This is a genomic window from Deltaproteobacteria bacterium HGW-Deltaproteobacteria-4, assembly GCA_002841765.1.
Lineage (GTDB): Bacteria > Desulfobacterota > Desulfuromonadia > Desulfuromonadales > UBA2197 > UBA2197.
Map to the genome: position 1 here is coordinate 36,892 of PHAV01000008.1, position 20,346 is coordinate 57,237.

Annotated in this window: 16 protein-coding genes; 2 read left to right on the forward strand and 14 right to left on the reverse strand. The window is 59.1% G+C overall.

All coding sequences use genetic code 11. The features are described 5' to 3' along the window. Nucleotides 1-20 precede the first annotated feature (20 nt). The 3 genes from CVU69_06805 to CVU69_06815 form a co-directional block, all read right to left on the reverse strand. Nucleotides 21-902, reverse strand: a complete 882-nt coding sequence (locus CVU69_06805; protein PKN12487.1) for a pseudouridine synthase — start codon at nucleotides 900-902, stop codon at nucleotides 21-23. A 12-nt stretch (nucleotides 903-914) separates the two neighbouring features. Continuing rightward, the gene (locus CVU69_06810) at nucleotides 915-1,580 is read right to left on the reverse strand and encodes a hypothetical protein (GenBank protein PKN12488.1); all 666 of its coding nucleotides are present in this window, start codon (nucleotides 1,578-1,580) and stop codon (nucleotides 915-917) included. Nucleotides 1,581-1,642: 62 nt separating this feature from the next. Further along, a complete protein-coding gene (locus CVU69_06815) occupies nucleotides 1,643-2,578 on the reverse strand; it encodes a nucleoside recognition family protein (GenBank protein ID PKN12489.1) in 936 nt (311 codons plus the stop codon). Nucleotides 2,579-2,734: 156 nt separating this feature from the next. Between CVU69_06815 and CVU69_06820 the strand changes: the two genes are divergently transcribed. Continuing rightward, entirely contained in the window at nucleotides 2,735-4,408 is a 1,674-nt protein-coding gene (locus CVU69_06820) for a B12-binding domain-containing radical SAM protein (protein ID PKN12490.1), read from the forward strand. A gap of 97 nt (nucleotides 4,409-4,505) precedes the next feature. Next, on the forward strand, nucleotides 4,506-6,506 hold the full coding sequence (locus CVU69_06825) for an excinuclease ABC subunit B (protein ID PKN12568.1): 2,001 nt from the start codon (nucleotides 4,506-4,508) through the stop codon (nucleotides 6,504-6,506). A 185-nt stretch (nucleotides 6,507-6,691) separates the two neighbouring features. Here the strand turns inward: CVU69_06825 and CVU69_06830 are convergent, their stop codons facing one another. The 11 genes from CVU69_06830 to CVU69_06880 all read right to left on the reverse strand — a co-directional run bounded on the left by CVU69_06830 (nucleotide 6,692) and on the right by CVU69_06880 (nucleotide 20,342). Next, nucleotides 6,692-6,886, reverse strand: a complete 195-nt coding sequence (locus tag CVU69_06830; protein PKN12491.1) for a hypothetical protein — start codon at nucleotides 6,884-6,886, stop codon at nucleotides 6,692-6,694. A gap of 100 nt (nucleotides 6,887-6,986) precedes the next feature. Next, nucleotides 6,987-8,273, reverse strand: a complete 1,287-nt coding sequence (locus CVU69_06835; protein ID PKN12492.1) for a TolC family protein — start codon at nucleotides 8,271-8,273, stop codon at nucleotides 6,987-6,989. Nucleotides 8,274-8,397: 124 nt separating this feature from the next. Beyond that, entirely contained in the window at nucleotides 8,398-9,207 is an 810-nt protein-coding gene (locus CVU69_06840; protein ID PKN12493.1) for an FdhC protein, read from the reverse strand. A 97-nt stretch (nucleotides 9,208-9,304) separates the two neighbouring features. Then, complete coding sequence (locus tag CVU69_06845) at nucleotides 9,305-12,406, reverse strand: AcrB/AcrD/AcrF family protein (GenBank protein ID PKN12494.1); 3,102 nt, start codon at nucleotides 12,404-12,406, stop codon at nucleotides 9,305-9,307. Continuing rightward, nucleotides 12,403-13,503 carry an efflux RND transporter periplasmic adaptor subunit gene (locus CVU69_06850; GenBank protein ID PKN12495.1) on the reverse strand — a complete coding sequence of 367 codons (1,101 nt, stop codon included), beginning with the start codon at nucleotides 13,501-13,503 and terminating at the stop codon, nucleotides 12,403-12,405. Before CVU69_06850 ends, CVU69_06845 begins: the two co-directional genes overlap by 4 nt. Nucleotides 13,504-13,525: 22 nt before the next feature. Then, entirely contained in the window at nucleotides 13,526-14,176 is a 651-nt protein-coding gene (locus CVU69_06855; protein ID PKN12496.1) for a sulfotransferase, read from the reverse strand. A gap of 14 nt (nucleotides 14,177-14,190) precedes the next feature. After that, complete coding sequence (locus tag CVU69_06860; protein ID PKN12497.1) at nucleotides 14,191-15,309, reverse strand: glycosyl transferase; 1,119 nt, start codon at nucleotides 15,307-15,309, stop codon at nucleotides 14,191-14,193. A 7-nt stretch (nucleotides 15,310-15,316) separates the two neighbouring features. Continuing rightward, a complete protein-coding gene (asnB, locus tag CVU69_06865; GenBank protein ID PKN12498.1) occupies nucleotides 15,317-17,131 on the reverse strand; it encodes an asparagine synthase (glutamine-hydrolyzing) in 1,815 nt (604 codons plus the stop codon). 46 nt (nucleotides 17,132-17,177) lie between these two features. Next, nucleotides 17,178-18,290 (reverse strand): glycosyl transferase, encoded by a 1,113-nt coding sequence (locus tag CVU69_06870; protein ID PKN12499.1) that lies wholly within the window; start codon nucleotides 18,288-18,290, stop codon nucleotides 17,178-17,180. A 16-nt stretch (nucleotides 18,291-18,306) separates the two neighbouring features. Further along, nucleotides 18,307-19,425 (reverse strand): glycosyl transferase, encoded by a 1,119-nt coding sequence (locus tag CVU69_06875; GenBank protein ID PKN12500.1) that lies wholly within the window; start codon nucleotides 19,423-19,425, stop codon nucleotides 18,307-18,309. Between the two features lie 2 nt (nucleotides 19,426-19,427). Then, a complete protein-coding gene (locus CVU69_06880) occupies nucleotides 19,428-20,342 on the reverse strand; it encodes a glycosyltransferase family 2 protein (protein ID PKN12501.1) in 915 nt (304 codons plus the stop codon). Nucleotides 20,343-20,346 lie beyond the last annotated feature (4 nt).

The window sequence follows — 20,346 nt, forward strand, 5'->3', positions numbered from 1 at the left end:
TCACAACCGCTCGCTACTTTTTACGGTGACAACTCCCGTTCCGAGAAGAACTCCCGCCTTGCCCCGCTGAGGGGATCCTTAAACCTGACCATCTGGGCCAGCAGTTGCAACGGGGTCGCAAAGTTGTCGGCCCTCTCCGCTTGCAGCTCCGGATAAAAGCGATCGTTGAGGATGCCGCAGCCGAGGCCGCTAAGGTGCAGCCGCAGTTGATGGGTCTTCCCGGTCAGCGGCTGCAGCAGAAAGCGGGCGATGCCGTTGTTGCATTCCAGCAGAGTAATCAGAGAGCGGGCATTGACTTCTCCGGGGGCGACCTGCATCCGGAAGGACGGGTCTCCGCGCTCAATACGGTTTTCCACCAACCAAACGGAACCTTCCGAACCGGGCCGGCCGGCCGAGAGCGCCTGATAGTGCTTCTCAACTTCTCCCTGCAACCAGAGCCGGGCGTAGCAGCCACGCGTCTTCTTGGTGACGGAGAAGAGGACGATTCCCGCGGTTTCGCGATCGATGCGGTGCAGCGGCACCAAATCGGCGTTGCCGGTACTGCGGCGCAAACGACTCAGCAGGCACTCCTCAACATAGCGACCCCCCGGGGTTACGGGGAGGAAATGCGGCTTGTCGGCAACAAGAAGATCGTCATCCTGATAAAGGATTGACTCCAAAAAGGGAATTTGCGACTCATTCTCCACCTCACGGAAATAGCGGAGCTGCAGATGAGGTTGATAGCTGCTGACCAAGGTAAGCGGCGCTCCCGCCGCGTCCAGGATCTTGCCGGCAACCAGGCGCTGCACCCAGATTTCCCTGGAAATATGCGGGAATCTACGGCTCAGGAATTCCAGGAGCGACGGGTAGGGCGTTGCAATCTGCGGCAGGGTAACGGTCGATGGATGAGATGAAATCCCGATGCTTATTCCTTCTTACTGGCCATAAGTCCTGGCCAGATAATCGATGAGTACAACCTTTTCTTCCTCTGAGAGCAGCGCACCGTTAGCCATCATCCGCGTAACCGTCTCCTCCCACTGTTTCCGGGACTTGCGCTCCCGTTTAGCCCGGTCGGCACTATGACAAACCGAGCAGCGGGCATAAAGCAGGATTGCACCGGCCTCGGTTAAATCCTTTCCGGTGACAGCCGTTGCCTCACGTCCCTTGTCCGTCATCGTCTTCAACAGCCCCGCTCGCAGTTCGGCTTTTTCAGCGTCTGTCAGGCGCGCTTCCGGATGGAGCAAAAGATAGCGGGGCAGGGGCATTTTCCCGGTGCGAATCTCTTCATCCGCTTTTCTTCCCGGCATATCCCCGGCATGCCAGTTCGAAAAATTAAACGCGGCCCGCCCTTGCCGCACATCATAAACGACCAGCCAGCTCATCGGCGCCACCCTGGCGTACCAGGGCCAGACGGTTTCATTCGAATGACAATCGAAGCAGGCCCGCTTGGCCAGAACGCGGGTCTCAGGACGGTCCCAAACCGGCTCATTAACCACCGGCGGATTGTCCGGTTGTAAAAAGGGTAGAGCCTGCAGTAACAGTAGGACGATCACCGCAATTCCCGCCCCTTTTAATGCATACTCTTTCAACTTTTCCGACATCTTTCTCTCCCTTCCGGCCATTGATTTCAATAAAAAATACTGCGAGAGGACTCTTTCTCTCTTCAGAAAATCAGCAGATGCAGTCCCGCCCGCAGCAGCACCCCGACCACCGCCCCGGCAATCGCCGGACGGACGACAGAGGCACAGCGTCTGCCGGCCGAGATCAGGACAGCAACGCCGACGAGATCGCAGGGGTTGATGAGAAAACCGGCCATGCGATTCATCTCCAGCGGGGTCATCACCCCTTCCTTGAGAAGGTTGAGCATCACCCCCATCATCGCCGTGCCGCCGGCCAGATATTTGGTCGCAATCGGCAGGACCGCCACCGCCGGAAAGCCGATCATGTCGAAGAAGGGGGCAAGGAGGCCTTCGAGCAGGGCAATGGCGCCGATCGCCGTGAAGACATTGACCAGAAAGAGCGCCAGCACAAGGATAGGGATGGCGCCGAGAATAATCTGGATCGCTTCCTGACCGCCAAGGATCATCAGATTGAAGGTCGTGGTCTTTGACCTCTTCTCCGCCGGCGGCAAATCCCCATGCGTCAGATCTTCGGCACCGCTGGAGCGGGCAAAGACATAATAGGTGGCAGCTGCAGCTGTAAGACCACCGAGCAGCGAGGTCATCATAATCACGCCAAGGTCGAGACCGACCGTCACCAGAGGGAAGACGACATTGGCTTGCGACATAGTGAAGACCATCGCCAGAGTCGCGGCGATCTGCCGGCGGGCAGTGTGGTCCTTCTCCATGATCGTCAGGGTGGCGAGGGGGGCGGCGAAACTGACAAGGAGGAGCTGGAGCATGGCAAAGACGCCGGCGCCGGGGATGCCGACCAGCTTAAGGATGGGCTGCAGACCACGGGCGACAAGAGCGAGAATCCCGCGCGCTTCGATCACCTTCATCAGCGCCATCATGATGACGAGGACCGGCAAAAGGATATAGAGGGCGAGATCGAGAGCTGATTTCCCCGAAACGAGGATAATTTTGATGAATTCTTCCATTAAACACCTCCAAAACCACCACCCCCCGGCCCCCTCCTTAACCAAGGAGGGGGTGCCCGACAGGGCGGGGGTGGTGCGTCATTCTATCGACAGTGCAGATTCTGTCAATGCGTCTTTTCCCTTTGCCACCTGCTGATTATCGTTTATCCTCCGGCGATGCTGACTCTCCTCACCACCCTGCACAGCAAATACATTCACGCCAGCCTCGCCCTCCCCTGCCTGGCCGCAGCCTGCGCCAGCGATTGCGGCGAAGTGCGGATCTGCGAGTTCACTGTCCACGAACCGAAGGAGCAGATTCTCGCCGTCCTCCTTGCCCAGGAGCCGGATGTTATCGCCTTCTCCGTCTACATCTGGAATCGTTCGGCGACCCTGGAGCTCATCGATGCTCTGGCGGTAGTGCGACCGCAACTGCGCATTGTTGTCGGTGGACCGGAGCTGTCTTATGAAGAGAGCGACCTCCTCCACCGTCATCCCGGTATCAGCGCCCTGATCCGCGGCGAAGGGGAGATTCCTTTTCCCTCCCTCCTTGCTGCCTGGGCGCGAGGCGAGAATGGCGCGGGAATTCCCAACCTTCTGCTCCGTTGTGACAACGAGTTGATCGAAGGCCCTTTCGCGGCCCCTGCCGACGATCTCGACACTCTCCCCTCCCCCTTTGCCGCCGGACAGGTCGATCTCCGACGCGGGCTGGTCTATTACGAATCGAGCCGCGGCTGCCCTTACAACTGCGCCTTCTGCATGAGCGCACTCGACCCGAAAGTCCGCTCCTTCTCGCTGGCACGGATACAGGCGGACCTGAAGATCCTCCTCGAAGCCGGCGTGCCGCAGATCAAGTTTGTCGATCGTACCTTCAATTACAACGGGGCGCGCAGCCGCGCCATCTGGTCCTTCATCCTCCAGCATAACCGCAAAAGCCACTTTCATTTCGAGATCGGCGCCCACCTCCTTGACGAGGCATCGCTGATCCTGCTGGCGACGGTGCCGCCCGAGACCTTCCAGTTCGAGATCGGCGTTCAGTCAACCTTGCCGGCGACTTTGGCCGCCATCAGCCGCAACGCCGATCTGGAGAAGCTCGAAAGGAACGTGCGCCGCCTGCGCAGCGAAACGTCGATCCACCTCCACCTCGATCTCATCTACGGCCTCCCCGCCGAAGGGTACGACGATTTCCTCCACTCCCTTGACCGCGTCGCCACTCTTCACCCCCATGCACTACAGATCGAGCCGGTCAAGCTCCTCCCCGGTGCGCCGCTGCGCCGCGACGCCGCATCGCTCGGCATCGCTTTTGATCCGCATCCCCCTTACAGCGTCCTTTCCACCCCGCTCCTTGATTTTAACGCTCTCGAAAAGTTGCGGGGCATCAGTCGCCTCCTCGACCTCCTCGTCAACAGCCACAAGTTTAGCGGGACCATTGCCGGACTCACCGAGGGGAACAACTCCCTCGCCGCCAGCCTCGCCGCTCTGGAGGCCTACTGGCGGCAGCACGACTACTTCCGCCATCCGGTCGGCCTGCGCGAGGTCTTCCTGCGGCTGGCTGATTATTTGCGGCAGGAAGCGCCGCACCTCCTCGACGCCCTCGCTCGTGACCTGCTCGGCAGCGAACGGATCGCCGCCGGGCAGGTGCCGTGGTTCGTCAATACCGACCTCAACTCCGAAGAGGCAAAGGCTGTGCGTGAGCAAGTGCGGCTGGCGACCGATGCAATTCGCGGTCAGAGGATCAAGCTTCAGCATACGGCGGCGGTCTTCGCCGCAGACGGTCGCATTGTGCGCCTCTTCCTTTACTACACGGCGCCGGGGCAGGGGCTGGAGGTGCGTGAAGAGGTTGTGATCTCGTAGGGGCGCAATGCTTGCGCCCGCTTCTATTCTCAATACAAAACGGGCGCAAGCATTGCGCCCCTACAAAAAATACGCCCCTTCATGCTATTCTCCTCCCATGGCCAAATTCGAGCTCAAATCCCCCTACCAACCGGCCGGCGACCAACCCCGCGCCATTGCCGAACTGACCGAAGGGCTGCGCCGCGGCGACCACCATCAGGTCCTCCTCGGCGTCACCGGATCCGGCAAGACCTTCACCATGGCCAACGTCGTCGCCCAGGTGCAGCGCCCGACCCTGGTCCTCGCCCATAACAAGACCCTCGCGGCGCAGCTCTACGGCGAATTCAAGGAGCTCTTCCCCGAGAACGCCATCGAGTACTTCGTCTCCTACTACGACTACTACCAGCCCGAAGCCTACATCGTCAGCACCGACACCTTTATCGACAAGGATTCGGCGATCAACGAAGAGATCGACAAGCTCCGCCACAGCGCCACCCGCTCCCTCCTCACCCGCCGCGACGTCCTCATCGTCGCCTCGGTCTCCTGCATCTACGGCCTCGGCGCGCCGGAGGCCTATTCGGGGATGCTCATTCAGTTCGAAGAGGGGATGGAATTCGGCCGCGACGCCCTGCTCAGACGCCTGGTCGAGATCCAATACAGCCGCAACGACATCGACTTCCATCGCGGCACCTTCCGCGTGCGCGGCGATTCGGTGGAGATCTTCCCCCCCTACGAAGAGAAGCGGGCGATCCGCGTCACCTTCTTCGGCGACGAGGTCGAAGCCCTGCACGAAATCGACCCCCTCCTGGGGAAGATCATCGACAAGCTCCCCCGCACCGCCATCTTCCCAGCCAGCCATTACGTGGCGACCAAACCGACCCTCGATCGCGCCATCACCGAGATTCAGGACGAGCTGCGCGAACGCATCCAGTACTTCCGCGAACGGAATCTTCTGGTCGAAGCGCAGCGGATCGAACAGCGCACCATGTTCGATCTGGAGATGATCGAGGAGATCGGCTACTGCACCGGCATCGAGAACTATTCGCGCTTCCTAGAAAACCGTAAGCCCGGCGAGGCGCCGGCGACCCTCTTTGACTACTTCCCCAAGGATGCCATCCTCTTTATCGATGAGAGCCACGTCTCGGTCTCGCAGGTCGGGGCGATGTATCGCGGCGACCGCTCGCGCAAAGAGAATCTCGTCAACTACGGCTTCCGCCTCCCCGCCGCCCTCGACAACCGCCCCCTCACCTTCGGGGAGTTCGAGGCGAAGAATCTCCAGACGATCTACGTCTCGGCGACCCCGGCGAACTATGAACTGGAGAAAGCGCAGGGGGTGATCGTCGAACAGCTGGTGCGGCCGACCGGCCTCATTGATCCGCCGATCGAAGTCCGCCCGGCGAGCGGCCAGGTCGACGATCTCATCGCTGAACTGCGCGACGCCGTCGCCAAGGGGGAGCGGGTCCTGGTCACCACCCTGACCAAACGGATGGCGGAGGACCTCACCACCTACCTCGAAGAGCTAGCCTTTCGCGTCCGCTACCTCCACTCCGATATCGACACTGTCGAACGGATGGAGATCCTCCGCGATCTCCGCCTCGGGGTCTTCGACATCCTCATCGGCATCAACCTGCTGCGCGAAGGGCTCGACCTCCCCGAGGTGGCGCTGGTGGCGATCCTCGATGCCGACAAGGAGGGCTTCCTCCGCTCCGAGCGCTCCCTGATCCAGACCTGCGGCCGCGCCGCCCGCAACCTCGACGGTCGGGTGATCATGTACGCCGACCAGATCACCCGCTCGATGCGCGCCTGTCTCGACGAAACCGCCCGCCGCCGCACCACCCAGATCGCATACAACGAGGAGCATCACATCACTCCGCGCTCGACGACCAAGTCGCTACGCACCATCCTCGACGATCTCACCGCCGGCAGTGATCTCGATCCAAGTTTGATCGCCGCCGAGACGAGCGGTGTCTACCGCAGCCCGAAAGCGTTGCGTAAGGAGATCGAGAAGGTGAAGAAGGAGATGCTCAAGGCGGCGGGGAATCTGGAGTTTGAGAAGGCGGCACAATTGAGGGATCAGATGATTTTGCTGGAGAAGGAGGAGCTGGCGATGGGGGGATGAGATATAAACCGGCGGGTCGCGTCCCGCCAGACGCCCTACTTTTTGTCCATGCGGCAACAAAAAGTAGGCAAAAAATGCCTTTCTCCTGCGGAGGGCATCTCTTTCGCCGGTCTTCTTCTGATCAACTCACCATCGATGCACTGACTCGGGCGGCACACCTCGGCACGAAGAGCGGTGCCCGATTCTTATGCGGGCACCAAAGGCGGTGAATGCTCACCTTCTGCTCCAATCAACTCTCTGCAGCAGGCATCCCCCAAGGGGCCGAATCCATAGGCCCCCGCCTTCCGCGTTAAGAAGATCACCCTGGTTCGTTTCGGCAACGCCCCTTGACAGCTCTGAAAGCCGGCAACAGACATGCCGAGCTCATCGCCACAAGCCATTTTTTCGCTTCCTTTTTGTTGGCTGACAAAAAGGAAGGCGGCGAGCGGGGCCGCGACCCTGCGGTCTTGAACCTCAAAAGCGGGCGGGCACAAGACGCCCCTACTCCCCCGCCTTTCCCATCGCCCAGACAAACTCCGCCTCGGCCGCCCGATAATCCCGCTCCCCCTGCGCCAATGACGTCTGCGCCTGCAACAGATTCAACTGCGCATCATCAACATCCAGCCGCGTCTTGACCCCGTATTCGAATCCCTGCTCCGCCATCCTCAACAACCGCTCCGCCTGCCCGACCGTCCCCTGCAGCGCCGCCACGATCGCCGCAGCGTCGATGATGCCGTTACGAGCCGTCTCCACCTCCAGACCAATAGCATCGACGAGGGCCCGCTCACTGATCGAGAGGCCGCGCAGATCACTGTGCGCTTGCGCAATTTTTCCTGCGGTGCGCAGACCGTCAAAGAAGGGCCAGGTCAGATAGACGCCGGCATTCCAGGCCGCTCCATTCCCTTCATCCCCGGCGGCATTGTCGAGTTCGAGACGCCGCCAGCCGGCAGCACCACGCAGATCGAGACGCGGCTTGTTCTCGGCTCCGTAGATGCGGATGATCTCTGTCTGCACCTGCTGGCGGAGACGGAGATCGGCGAGCTCGGGACGGTGCGCCACGGCGCTGGCGAAAGCGTCAGCAAAGGAGAGCGGGGCGCTGATCGTCACCGCCAGGGTCCCCTCAGCCACCACTTCTTCCGGGAGGGCAAGGAGGTAAGCGAGCCGCAGCCCGACACTACGCACGCGGTTGGCGGCGCGGATGATCTCGGGACGGGCATTCTCCTGCGCCACCGTGGCAGCGAGGACATCGTAATCGGTGGCAACCCCAAGTGCGTAGCGACGTTCCGCCTCCTGCCGATGACGCTCCTTCTGCAGGAGATTCTCCCCGGCAAGACGTTGCAATTCGTTAGCCAGGAGGAGATCGACAAAGGCGATGGTGACATCGCGATGCGCTTCCTGACGGGCACTGAGGATCGACTGATCGCCGCTTTGCTGCGCGACTTTTGCCGCCCGAATCCCGGCGCCGATCTTCCCCCATGTAAAGAGGGGCTGCGTCAGAGAGATCTCCGCACTGCTGCTCTGCTGGCGGGCGCCGGCGCCGAAGACTTCCTGACTGGCATCGCGCGACAAACCGATCCCGGCACTGGCCGTCAACTGCGGCAGGGCGGCGGCCCGTTCTTCGACATAGCGGCCATCGAGACCGGCACGGCTCTCCTGCGCCTGCTTGACCGCATAATTCTGTTCGGCAGCGAGGGTGAGAGCTTCTTCGAGGGTCAGGTGCCGCGGTTCGGCATGAGCGGGGGTGGTGAGGAGGATGGACAGAAAAAGAATGGGGAGATGACGTTTCATAAAATTACCTCAATTATTCCTTTCACTCCCCCTCCTTTTTTAAGGAGGGGGTCGGGGGGTGGTTAGCCAAAAACCTTACCACCCCCAGCCCCTCCTTAAAAAAGGAGGGGAGCTAAAGAGCCGCTTATTTTTCACTCTTTGGCCTGCTATGCACATACCAGTAAGCCAAAGCGACAAAGAGGACGCCGCCGACGATATTGCCGAGGGTCACCGGTACCAGATTGGCGAGGAGAAAATTCGACCAGGTGAGGCTGGGATCGACCGCAGGAAAGACACCCTTGATCAGCAGACCGCTGGGGATGAAGTACATGTTGGCGACGGAATGTTCGAAGCCGCTGGCGACAAAGGTCATGATCGGCACATAGCAGGCCAGGATTTTCCCGGGGATGTCGCGGGCCGCCGTCGCCATAAAGACTGCAAGACAGACCAGCCAGTTACAGAGAACACCGCGGAGAAAGGCGACCCAGAAGGGGAGATTGCACTTGATCGTGGCGATATTCACAGCGTGGACGCCGACGTTACCGCTTTCCCAGAGACGACTCTCCGCCATCATCCAGGCAAAAAAGACCGCGCCGAGGAGATTGCCGATGATCACCACCCCCCAATTTTCCAGCATCTTAATCAAGCTGATCTCGCCGTCAAGGACCGAGGAGGCGAGGAAGCTGTTGCCGGTGAAGAGTTCCGCCCCGCAGATGACCACCAGCATCAGGCCGATGGAGAAGACGCTGCCGCCGAGGAGGCGGGCCACGCCACTGCCGAGATGAGCAGCAGCATCGCTGGTGACGACCGTCGCCAGTTGGGCGCCGAAAGAGATGTAGAAACCGGCAAGGAGGCTGAGGACGAAGGTGCGCCCCAGGGACTGGGCAAGGACACGGCGGCCGTTGGCGATGATCGCGCCGATCGTCTCTTGCGGGGTGAGGAAGCGTTTTTCCATGGTTTCCCTCATTAGGTGTCGTCATCGGGCGACCCATCGGGTCGCCCCTACCGGGGTTTTCATCGTAGGGGCGACCCGATGGGTCGCCCGTCTTGTCTTAATGCGCCTTGGCGCCGCTCCACTTCCGCTTCAGCCACAGCGCAAAGTCATCGACCAGGGTGTAAACGACCGGCACGACGATGAGGGTCAGCACCGTCGAGGTGATGAGTCCGCCGACCACGGCGCGGGCGAGCGGCGCGCGCATCTCGGCGCCGGAACCGATGGCGAGGAAGAGGGGGAGCATGCCAAAGATCATCGCCAGAGTAGTCATGATGATCGGCCGCAGACGCGTCCGCCCCGCTTCGACCACCGCCTCGCGGCGCGCCAGACCGTCGCGCTGCTGCAGGATCTTGGCGTAATCGACGAGGAGGATGGCATTCTTGGTCACCAGCCCCATGAGCATGATCAAGCCGATCAGGGACATGATGTTAATGGTGTCGCCGGTAAGTTTGAGCATCCCCGCCATGCCGACGATGGCGAGAGGCAGGGAGAGCATGATGGCGAAGGGTTCAAAAAACGATTCAAACTGGGCGGCGAGAATCAGGTAGACAAAGATAATGGCGAGGAGGAGAGATTCCCCCATGTAGCCGAAGGATTCGGCCATGTCCTCGGCTTCGCCGGAAAGGTTGATGGTGTAGCCGGGGGGCATGGCAATCTGCGCTGACGCCGCTTCAACATGCTTGACCGCCGTGCCGATGGGGAGATTATCGAGGTTGGCGGAGACTGTCACCTGCCGGGACAGGTCGCGGCGGTTGATCTCCGAAGGGGTGGCGGCGACGCTGTAGCTGGCAAAGGCCGCCAGCGGGACGAGCTTCCTGCCGCCGCTAGCGTCACTGACCGCAAGCCTGAGATTGAGGATCTGCTCGGGATTCTCGCGCAGACCGGCCGGCAGGCGCACGCGCAGGTCGACGGCATCACCGTCTTCATCCTCGAAAGTCGTCACCGCCTCGCCGCCGACCAGACGTGACAGCGCCGCCACCACCTCCGCCGAGGTGACGCCGGCTGAGAGGGCGCGCTCGCGGTCAATCTGCAGGCGGTATTCGGGGATGTCGTGCTCCAGAGTCACGGCGAGATCGACGATCCCCGGCACCTGGTACAACTCCTCCTTGAGCTTGGCGCCGAGTTCCTTGAGGATGACCAGATCATCCCCCTTGAGGTTGACGTTGAGAGGCTTTTGCGCCCCGCCGATCTGACCGACCTCCTCGATGGAGAAGGTGATGCCGGCAATCTGTTGCAGGCGCTGCCGCACCTCCTGCTGGATAACAAACTGATCGCGTTGCCGCTCCTTCCGCTCTTTGAGTTTGACGTAAAGGAGACCGTCGCGCACCGTACCGCTGTCACCGGCGCCGATGGTGGCATAGGTATGATCGATCTCCGCCAGGGGCTGCAGCGCCGCGAGCACGGCATCAAGGCGATCTTCCGTCTCGGCCATGCCGGCGTCGGGGGCGGTCTTGAAAGCGACCTGAAACTCCCCTTTATCGTACTGGGCCATAAAGGACGATTCGAGGGTGCCGAAGATCAGGATGCCGCTGACAAAGGCGGCGATGGCCATGGCAACGATGCTTTTGCGGTGGCCGAGCGCCCAGCTGATCGCGGCGCGGTACTTGTCGGCGCTGACTTCGAACCAGTCGTTGAAACGCTCCAGGAGTTTGGCGATCCCCTTGCGCCGGCCATGATTATGGATTGATGGATCGTGCCAGCGCGAGGAGAGCATCGGGTCGAGGGTGAAGGAGACAAAGAGGGAGACGAGGACGGCAAAGGCGACGGTCATGCCGAATTCAAAGAAGAAACGACCGACGATCCCGCGCATGTAAGCGACCGGAATAAAGACGGCAATGATCGACATGGTCGTGGCAAAGACCGCCAGACCGATCTCGTTGGTGCCGAAACGCGCCGCTTCGAGGTGATTCTTCCCCTTCTCCAAATGGCGGACGATATTCTCACGCACGACAATGGCATCATCGATCAAAAGACCGATGGCGAGGGAAAGGGCCATCAGGGTCATGACGTTGAGGGTCATTCCCAGGGCATTCATGATGATAAAGGAGGAGATGACCGAAATCGGCAAGGTGATGCCGGTGATCACCGTCGAGCGCCAGGAGTTGATGAAACAGAAGACGATAATCACCGTGAGGAGACCGCCGATAAGGAGGGTCTCCTTGACGTCGGCGAGGGATTCGCGGGTCATGATCGAGCCGTCCCGCACCAGGGTCAGGGTGACGCCGGGGGGGAGTTCGCTCTGCATCCGGGTCATAATCTTCTTGACGTTGTCGACCAGCTCCACCTGGTTGGCGCCGGACTGCTTGTAGATATCAAGCCCGATGGCGGGGGCGCCATTGACGAGAGCGAGGCGTCGCTTCTCTTCGACCCCGTCGGTGACAGTGGCTATCTCGCTCAGGGGGATGCCACGGCCGCCCCGCTCCACCACAACCATTTGCTGATATCCCCCGGCGCTGCCGGGTTTGCCGTCGATACGCAGGGGGTATTCTCCCCCCGGCTGGGTCAGACGGCCGAGGGGGGTATTGGTATTCTCGCTCTGCAACCCCGCGACCACCTCGTTGACGCCAAGGCCGAGGCTGTCGAGACGGATTGGATCGAGTTCGATCGTCACTTCCCGCTTCGCCCCGCCGATCATATCGACCTTGCCGACCCCGGCGACACTTTCGAAGCGTCGCTTGATCTTCTTCTCGACCAGGGTCGTCAATTCGCGCGGCGACAACGTTTCGGACTGCACCGCCAGGGCCGCCACCGGCATGGCGTTGAAATCGAGTTTCTGGATAATCGGTTCTTCGACGGCCTCCGGGAGTTCGCCGCGGATCGAGGCGATCTTGGCGCGTGCTTCCTGAGTCACCTCGCCGAGCTTCTCCTCCAGACGGAATTCGACAACGACGGTGGAGACCCCTTCCCGCGAATAGGAAAGGACGTGCTTGACTCCGGCAATCTGGTTGACCGCCTCTTCAATGCGTTTGGAGACTTCGCGCTCGACCGTCTCGGGGGCGGCGCCGGGGAATTTGGTGACAATGGAGACGACCGGGATTTCGACGTTGGGGAACATCTCCACCGAGAGCTGGCGGTAGGAGAAGAGACCTAGGGTGACGAGAACGAGCATCATCACCGCAGCAAAGATCGGGCGTTTAATCGAGAGGTCGGAGAGGATCATGGCTGTTTGACCGTGGCGACGCTGACCTTGTCGCCGTCGCTCAGATTGAAAGCGCCGCGGCTAACGTAGTACTCGCCGGCCTGGAGGCCACTGACGATCTCAACATGGTCGCCACTCAGGGTGCCGATGCTGACGGCGCGGCGTTCGGCCTGGTCACCGTTGACGACAAAGAGGACCGCACTGCCGGCAGCGAGGTCGAGCCCGGAGAGGACGGTGCGGGGGACGAGGAGAACATTCTCTCGCTGGCCAATGAGAATCTCCCCCTTGACGAAGAGACCGTCACGGAGACGGCCATCGCGGTTGTCGATCTCGGCCATCAGTTGCAACGAGCGATCCGCCGGGTTAACGCTCGGGTTGAGATACTTGATCGTGCCGCTAAAGGTGCGACCCGGGAGACCGTCGCAGCTAAAGTCGAGGAGCTGGCCGACCGCGACCCGGCCAAAGTCGGTCGAGGGGACGGTGACGGTCAGATCGAGGATGCGATTATCGACGATGCGGAAGATGACATTCCCTCCCGAATCGGCGCCGGCCAGGTCGCCGACATTGACGGCACGCATCGCCACCACCCCGTCGATCGGGGCGCGAATCAGACTCTTCTCCAGGCGTAGCCGCAGCTGCGCCAACTCCTCAGCGGCCGCCTGGCGCAGGGCGTCGGCGGCTGCGGCCATGCTCAGCGCATCGTCAAGCTGCTGCTGGGTCGCCAGCCCGGCGCCCTTGAGCTTCTCCATTCGCCCGGCTTCGCGCTGAACACGATCGGCTTCGACCCGAGCCTGCAACGCTCCGGCCTCAGCGCGCTTGACCAGAGTTGCGGTCTCGGCGGCCTGAATCCGCGCCAGGGGCTGCCCCTTGCGCACCGCCACCCATTCGGTGACGTAGACCTCGGTATAGAGCCCGGCCAGCTCGCTCTTGATCTCGGCGGCATTCCTGGCGGCGAGGGTACCGGTGACATGGATGGCATCGGTCAGGAGCGCCGGGGCAGCGATTGCCGTCTCGACGGCAATCGCCGGTTTTTCTGTCGGTACAGCCGAATCGTTTTTGTTGCAGGCGCTGCAAAGGAGGAGAGCAATGAGGAGGAGGGGACGAAGCGACGCGGTCATCGTGAAACTCCTGCGTGAACAATTATTCGAAGGTATATCCGAACATCGCAATATCGGCGGCAAAGTGCCGGGCGACGAGGGCAGCGGTCTCAGGGGTGTAGTACTTCTGATAACCGCCGCGATCTTTGGCTTGGCGCTTGTGTTCGAGAGCCGGTGGCTTGACACCGATACGCTCGCAGATAGTGATGAAGTCATCGCCCAACGTCTCGAAACGACCGATAAAGTCGACCAGCACCTTGCCGTGCAGATCGATCAGGTAATCCGATTGGAGTTCGATCGAGGTATCGAGATGGTATTGGTAAGGGCGGGCGGGATCGAGCTTGTAGCGGAGGAAGGTCTCGAAATCGCGGTCGCCGACCAGATGGGGCCGCTCGCGCTTGAGGTGGTGGTAGGAGCTGACCTGCAGATCCCAGGGGTTGCGGACAAAGGCGAACTTGAAGAGGCTGTTAAAGACCTCGCGCGGCAGCATCTCGTAAGCGGCGATGACCTTGGCATGGCGGGGAATTTTGCAAGCGATGCGATGCCCGGTCAGGCCACTGATACGACTACAGATGAACTGGGGAACAAAGTAAGGATCGCGCCAGCGCAGACGATTGAGGGTCGAACGGACACTGGTGCCGGCGGTCTTGGCGATATGGACAAAGAGGAAGTGGTGACGGTGGCAGATGAGCATATTAAAAATCCTTCTTAACTGGATTCGCCGAGAAGCAGGCGACGATAGTGTTGGGCGCTGCGGCTGACGTTATAGTCGGCAACGGCAGCACGAATCGCGGCGGCCGGCGGCGGGCTATCGAGCAGGCGCTGCATGGCCGCCGCCATAATCGTCGGATCACCCATCGGCACCAGCTCACCGACCCCGTCGCCGGGGAGAAGTTCATTGGGGCCACTCGGACAATCGGCCGCCACCACCGGGATTCCCAGGGCCATGGCCTCGGTGAGGGCATTGGGCGAACCTTCCCAGCGGGAGGAGAGGACAAAGAGTTGCGCCCGGCGCAGATAGCGGTAGGGATTCGCTTCGAAACCGGGGAGACGCAGATCGGCCGTGACCCCGAGTTCAGCGGCGAGGGCTTCGAGAGCCGGGCGGTCACTCCCCTCACCGAGGATGAGGAGGCGACAGGGGCGGCTGGCGCGCAGCAAAGCAAAGGCCTGCAGCAGCGTAAAGAAATCCTTCTGCTCGGTCAGTCGTCCCACCCCCATGATCACCGGCGGCGCGCCGGGGGCAAACCAGGGATCGTCGAGTTCGACCTTACTCTGCACCTCCATCGCCGCCGTGATCACCGGATTGCGCACCACATGAAAGCGCTCGGGCGGCAACTGCGTGATCTTGAGGAGATCCTGCCGCACCCCTTCCGAGACTGCAATCACTGCATCGGCCTGGCGATAAAACCAGGGCATCGGCCAGCACCAAAGGGCAAAGCGCCAGGGCGCCTTATTCTCGAAAGCCGCCGAGACGGTGGTGCCGAGGCGGAAACCGAGGCGTACCGGCACGCCGCTCAGGCGCCGGGCGAGGACAGCGGTGCGGCAGGCGCGCTCCTTGGCGGCGAGGAGGGCATCAGGGCGCTCACGCTTGAGATAAGCGGCGAGGCGGAAGAGGCTGGTAAAAGTGTGGGAGGTGCCGAGCTTGACCAGACGCACACCCTCAGGGAGCTGTTGCAGGTGCTTGCTGGTCGAACGCGCCACGACCAGATCGACCGCGCAGCCGTCGGCGGCCAGCCCCCCGGCAAGGTTGAGGAGCATCCGTTCGACGCCGCCGGCGCCGGAGAAAGAGGCGAAGATGGCGATCTTTTTGGCTGGGTTCTTTTCCATGTTCACCTTACAGCCAGAGGAGAGGGTCGTCGTTCGCACCCGGCTTGGCACCGAAGTCGTCGATAAAGAAACGGTGCCAGATGGCAAACTGGATCAGAGACCAAAGCTCCCGATCGCGGCCGCCGCGCTGGCGCTGAGCAGCACAAAGGGCGCTGACGCCGGCAGGATGAAACCACTCCCGGATCCCCCGGTTCGCCAGCAGTTTACCTTCGGCGGCGGCAACAAAGGCGGGAGTCAACCACTCCCCCATCGGCACATGGAAGCCGCGCTTCTTGCGATAAAGATGCTCGGCCGGAATGCTCTTCTCTGCCCAGCGCTTAAGGAAAAGCTTCCCCTGGCGGCGATCGGTCTTGAGCTGATCCGGCAGACTCAGGCCGAACTCAATGATGCGGTGATCAAGAAAGGGGACGCGCCCTTCAACCCCAAAGGCCATGAGCATGCGATCGGCCTTGACCAGCAGGTTGTCGGGCATGGCGGTCATCAGGTCGGTATACTGGCAGCGCTGCAGATGGCTCCATTCGCGCGGCGTTTCGTTCCAGGCCTGAATAAAGGGGCGGCGGATCGCTGACGTCGCAGCCTGCAGCTCCGCACCGAGAAGGCGCGACGTCCAAAGGGGATTCAGTTGTGGGCTGGTGCGAAAACCGCCGCTGCCGGGGCGGACAAGATTCTGAAAGAAACGCTCAATGCCCCCTTTGCGGTAGCGGCCATAACCGGCAAAGGCTTCATCCCCCCCTTCGCCGGAGAAGACCACCTTGAGTTCTTTGGCGGCATGCTCGGCCAGAATCGCCGTCGGCAGCGAAGCATAATCGCGCATCAAATCGTCCGCCGCCCAGATGGCAATCGGCAGCCGACCAAGGACTTCGGCACCGTGCAGCGGGATCGAGGTATGGCGGCTGTTGAAATATTTGGCGATGTATTCGGCGCCGGCGAGCTCCCCTTCCATTTGCGAATCAGGGAAGCCGACGGAAAAGGTCCGCACCGGCTGTTCCTGATGCTTGGTCAAAAGGGCAAGGAGGAGAGCCGAATCGACGCCGCCGGAAAGGAAGAGTCCACAGGGGACGTCGGAGCGGACATGTTCGCGCATCACCGTCTCGATGAGGGGCGCAAAGCTTTCAAGCGCTTCCTCCATCGAACAGTCGACGGTGCGGACATCGGTCGCACTCCAGTAGGGGCGCAGCACCGTCGAACCGTCGGCTTCAAAGGTCAGCGTCGTCGCCGGCGGCAGACGGTGGATCCCCTGGACGATCGCCTTCTCTCCGGTATTGAACTGGCTTTGCAGATATTGCAGGAGCGCTTCCACCTCGACCTCGGGAGCGGCACTGCGGGCGGCGATGATCCCCTTGAGCTCGGAAGCAAAGAGGAGGCGCCCCCCTTCTTGACTGTAAAAGAGGGGTTTGATGCCGAGGCGATCACGGCCGAGGATGACGCGGTTGCGGAGTTTGTCGATGAGGCAGAAAGCGAACATACCGTGCAGACGCTTGGCAAAGTCGTCGCCGTAGATCGCATAGGCATGGATGATCATCTCGCTGTCGGAGTGGGTGACAAAGACGCACCCCTGCGCTTCTAACTCCTGGCGCAGCTCGACAAAGTTGTAGATCTCGCCATTGGCGACGAGGATAAAGCGGCCGTCCGCCGAGCAGATCGGCTGGTGCCCGCCGGCAAGATCGATGATCGAGAGGCGCGTCTGCACCACCCCGTGCCCCTGCCAGATCAGGAGGCCGTGATCGTCCGGACCGCGATGGGCAAGAAAGTGCGCCTGGCGCCGCAGCTCCGCTTCGCTGGGGGGATGGTTCTGACTGAGGATTCCGGCGATTCCGCACATAGTTAACCTTTAACCAAGCAAAAAAGCTTATCTGATTCTATCAGTCCTAAAGTCCAAAGACCCGCAAATAGGCATCGGTGCTGCGCTCGATCTCGTAAGGGAGGGCGGCTTGGCGTAAAAAATCCGGATCCCGAGGCGGGGCAGCCAATAATTTATTGATGGCGCTCGCCAGCGCATCGACCGCGCCGACCGCAACGAGTTCGCCGTACTTGCCATCCTGAAGAATTTCCCGCGGACCGCTCGGGCAGTCGGTCGAAATAACCGGTGTCCCCACCGCCAGAGCTTCGATTACAACAAAACCGAGGCCCTCATGCCGGGAAGTAAAGGCGAAGAGGGCGGCATGCGCCATGAAAGCGTAGGGATTCGGCTGAAACCCGGCAAGATCGACATCCTCGCCGACCCTGAGTTCGCGAGCCAGGGCGATCAAATGATCGTGCTGCCGGCCCCGTCCGAGGATAACCAGACGGCAGGAGCGCCCGGCGCGCACCAAGGCAAAGGCACGGATGAGGGTCTCGAAATCCTTGCGTTTGCTCAATTCCCCGACACCAAGAATCACCGGCGGCTCGCCCGCCTGAAACCAGGGATGCTCAGGCTGCTCCGGACGCGTCTGCAACAGTTCAGCGGAGATGACCGGACAAGGGACAACCTCAATGCAACTGCGCGCGATCCCGCCATAAGCAGCCATATCATCCGCCACCCCCTTGCTGGTCACAATAACTTTGGCAGCGCGGGGATAGAAATGCTTGATGAACTGCCGCTGATACCAGCGCTCAAACCCCGAACGCCCGGCCAAATCGATAGAGATCGTCGCCCCCATACTGAAAATCAGCCGGGTCGAGACCCCCGAAAGGACTTTGGCAAAATAAGCTGTGTGAATGACCCGGTACTTGTCGGCAAGGAGCACGGCCGGCCGCTCCTGCTTCAGATATCGGGCAATGGCGGGAATTGCCGAGTAGACATGGCTGGTGCCGAGGTCAATGATTCGGACACCGGGAGGAAGTTCTTCAAGATGCGGGCCATGACCGCGAATCTTGAGGATATCGACCTGATAACCACGGCGTGCGAGGGCTGGAACCAGATTCCTGGCGATCTTGTCGACCCCGCTGTGGCCGGAGGTGGCAAGAAAAATTGCAATTCGCGGCTTGTTTTCAAAGGACATCTTTATCTCACGATGCTTATGGTGACTGATCAAGCTTCAGGACTTTAATATACTGATCGACGGATTTCTGCAGAGAAAAATTCATGGCTCTGTTAATCAAAAGTTCTTTACCGGGATGATCGTTCAGACTTTCGGATATTGCGCGAGCAAGGGCAGAGACGTCATCAACGGGAACAAGCTTGCCAATCTCGCCGTTTAACAATATCTCGCGGGGACCGTACGAAGGGCAATCCGTTGAAACGACGGGAATTCCGACTGCCAAAGCCTCGACGAGGACGACACCGAAGGCTTCACTCCGGGAAGACAAGACGAATAAATCGGCATGCGCCAGATAAGAATACGGATTTGCAACGAATCCAGGGAGATAAACGTTATCTTGCAGGCCTAATTGTTGTGCCAGTTTTTCAAGATTTTTTCTTTCCCGGCCTTCACCGCAGATGACCAGCAAAGAATCATGGCAATTTTCGATTTCGGAAAAAGCCCGCAACAGGATTGCATATCCTTTTTCCGCTTCTAACCGACCGACACTGATAATGACATGCTTTTTACCAGACAACAAAGACAAGTTGTCTTGCCATTGTTCTGCCAGTGATTGGATTTCATCGACGGCCACGGGGTTGTAAATGACAGAAATTTTATTGGCAAACCCGGGGAAAACCGTCAAAAAGTCCCCGGCTGTGCCTTGCGATACAGCTATGACCCTAACGCAATATTTACCCAGAGTCATAAACTCGGAATATTTTTTCTCTTGTTTTTTTGTTCGTTTAAATTCAACTCCAAAGGAGAGCGACATTTGGCTGTGAATGGTCATGACAATTTCTGTCTTAAAAGCGATCAACCTCTTGGCATAAGCGGCATAAACGAAAGAATGATAACGGTCAGCGATGACGATATCAGGGGTTTTTCGTATTAAATATAGAGCCATCATTAAAATACTGAGTATTTTATTCGATGTTCCCAAGCTTACCAATTTCACCTTGGCATCAAGGCGATCAAGCATGTTGCTTTGATTCTTTTTGCCAATGACAAGATCGACCTGAAAACCTTTGGTCGCCAACTCATTGCAAAGCTGGATCGTTACTTTTTCGACTCCGCCGTTTTGAAAAGAGGAGCAGTAAAAACAAATTTTTTTCATGGCTAAGAGTTTCTGCCCAACTTTTTGACGATTTTCAGATAATTCTTAATTTTCCAGGATAGTGGTTTTTTTTGAGCATAAACAATTTTCAAGTATTTCTTGAGAGTTTTGTTATCAATATCGATCCCTGAAGTAGAAATCTCTTTCTCAATCATATTGGCATATGAATTTTCATTCAGAAAAAACTTAGCGGTGAAATAATTGAGTGTTTTTTCTCGATTGTAATAAAACTTGTAGTCGTAATCTGAATTTTTAACGTGGACTTTGTGTGCGTTTTTTTTATGGATTCGGTATAAAACTAAAGGAGATGCACAATAATATTTTCTGGCCCCAGCCAAGGATGCACCAACGACCAATGGCAAATCGGCACTTATTCTCCAATCTTCTTCAAGGTCTACTGGAAAAATTTTAAAGAACGTTGAGGAACGGAGCGAAATAGTCGCCGTTGGCCCCCCAATAAACTTTTTCCTGAAATATGTATAAGCCACAGAATATCCGAGGTCTTTATCTCTAGCATATTTCCTTACAACCTCATTCGACTCGCCAAATTCTTCGTAAGCGCAAAAAACGAAATCAACCGTTTTTGATCTATAAATTTCAACAATTCTTTCGATGTAATCACTACGCCAGATGTCATCCGAGTCAATAAAGAAAACTATGTCGCCGGTCACATGTTGAGCGGCGACATTAAAGGCAGAGAGTTGCCCACCGTTTTCCTTGCGGATAAATTTCATGTGACTATGTTGTTCGACATAATCGACAATGACCGCGCAAGAAGCATCGGTCGATCCGTCATCGACGATGACGATCTCGTCAACCGGCAATGTCTGTGCCACAACGCTGTCAAGTGTCTCGCTGATGTACCGGTCATAATTGTAACTGTTAACGATAACCGATATCTTCAATTGTTCGCTCATTTAT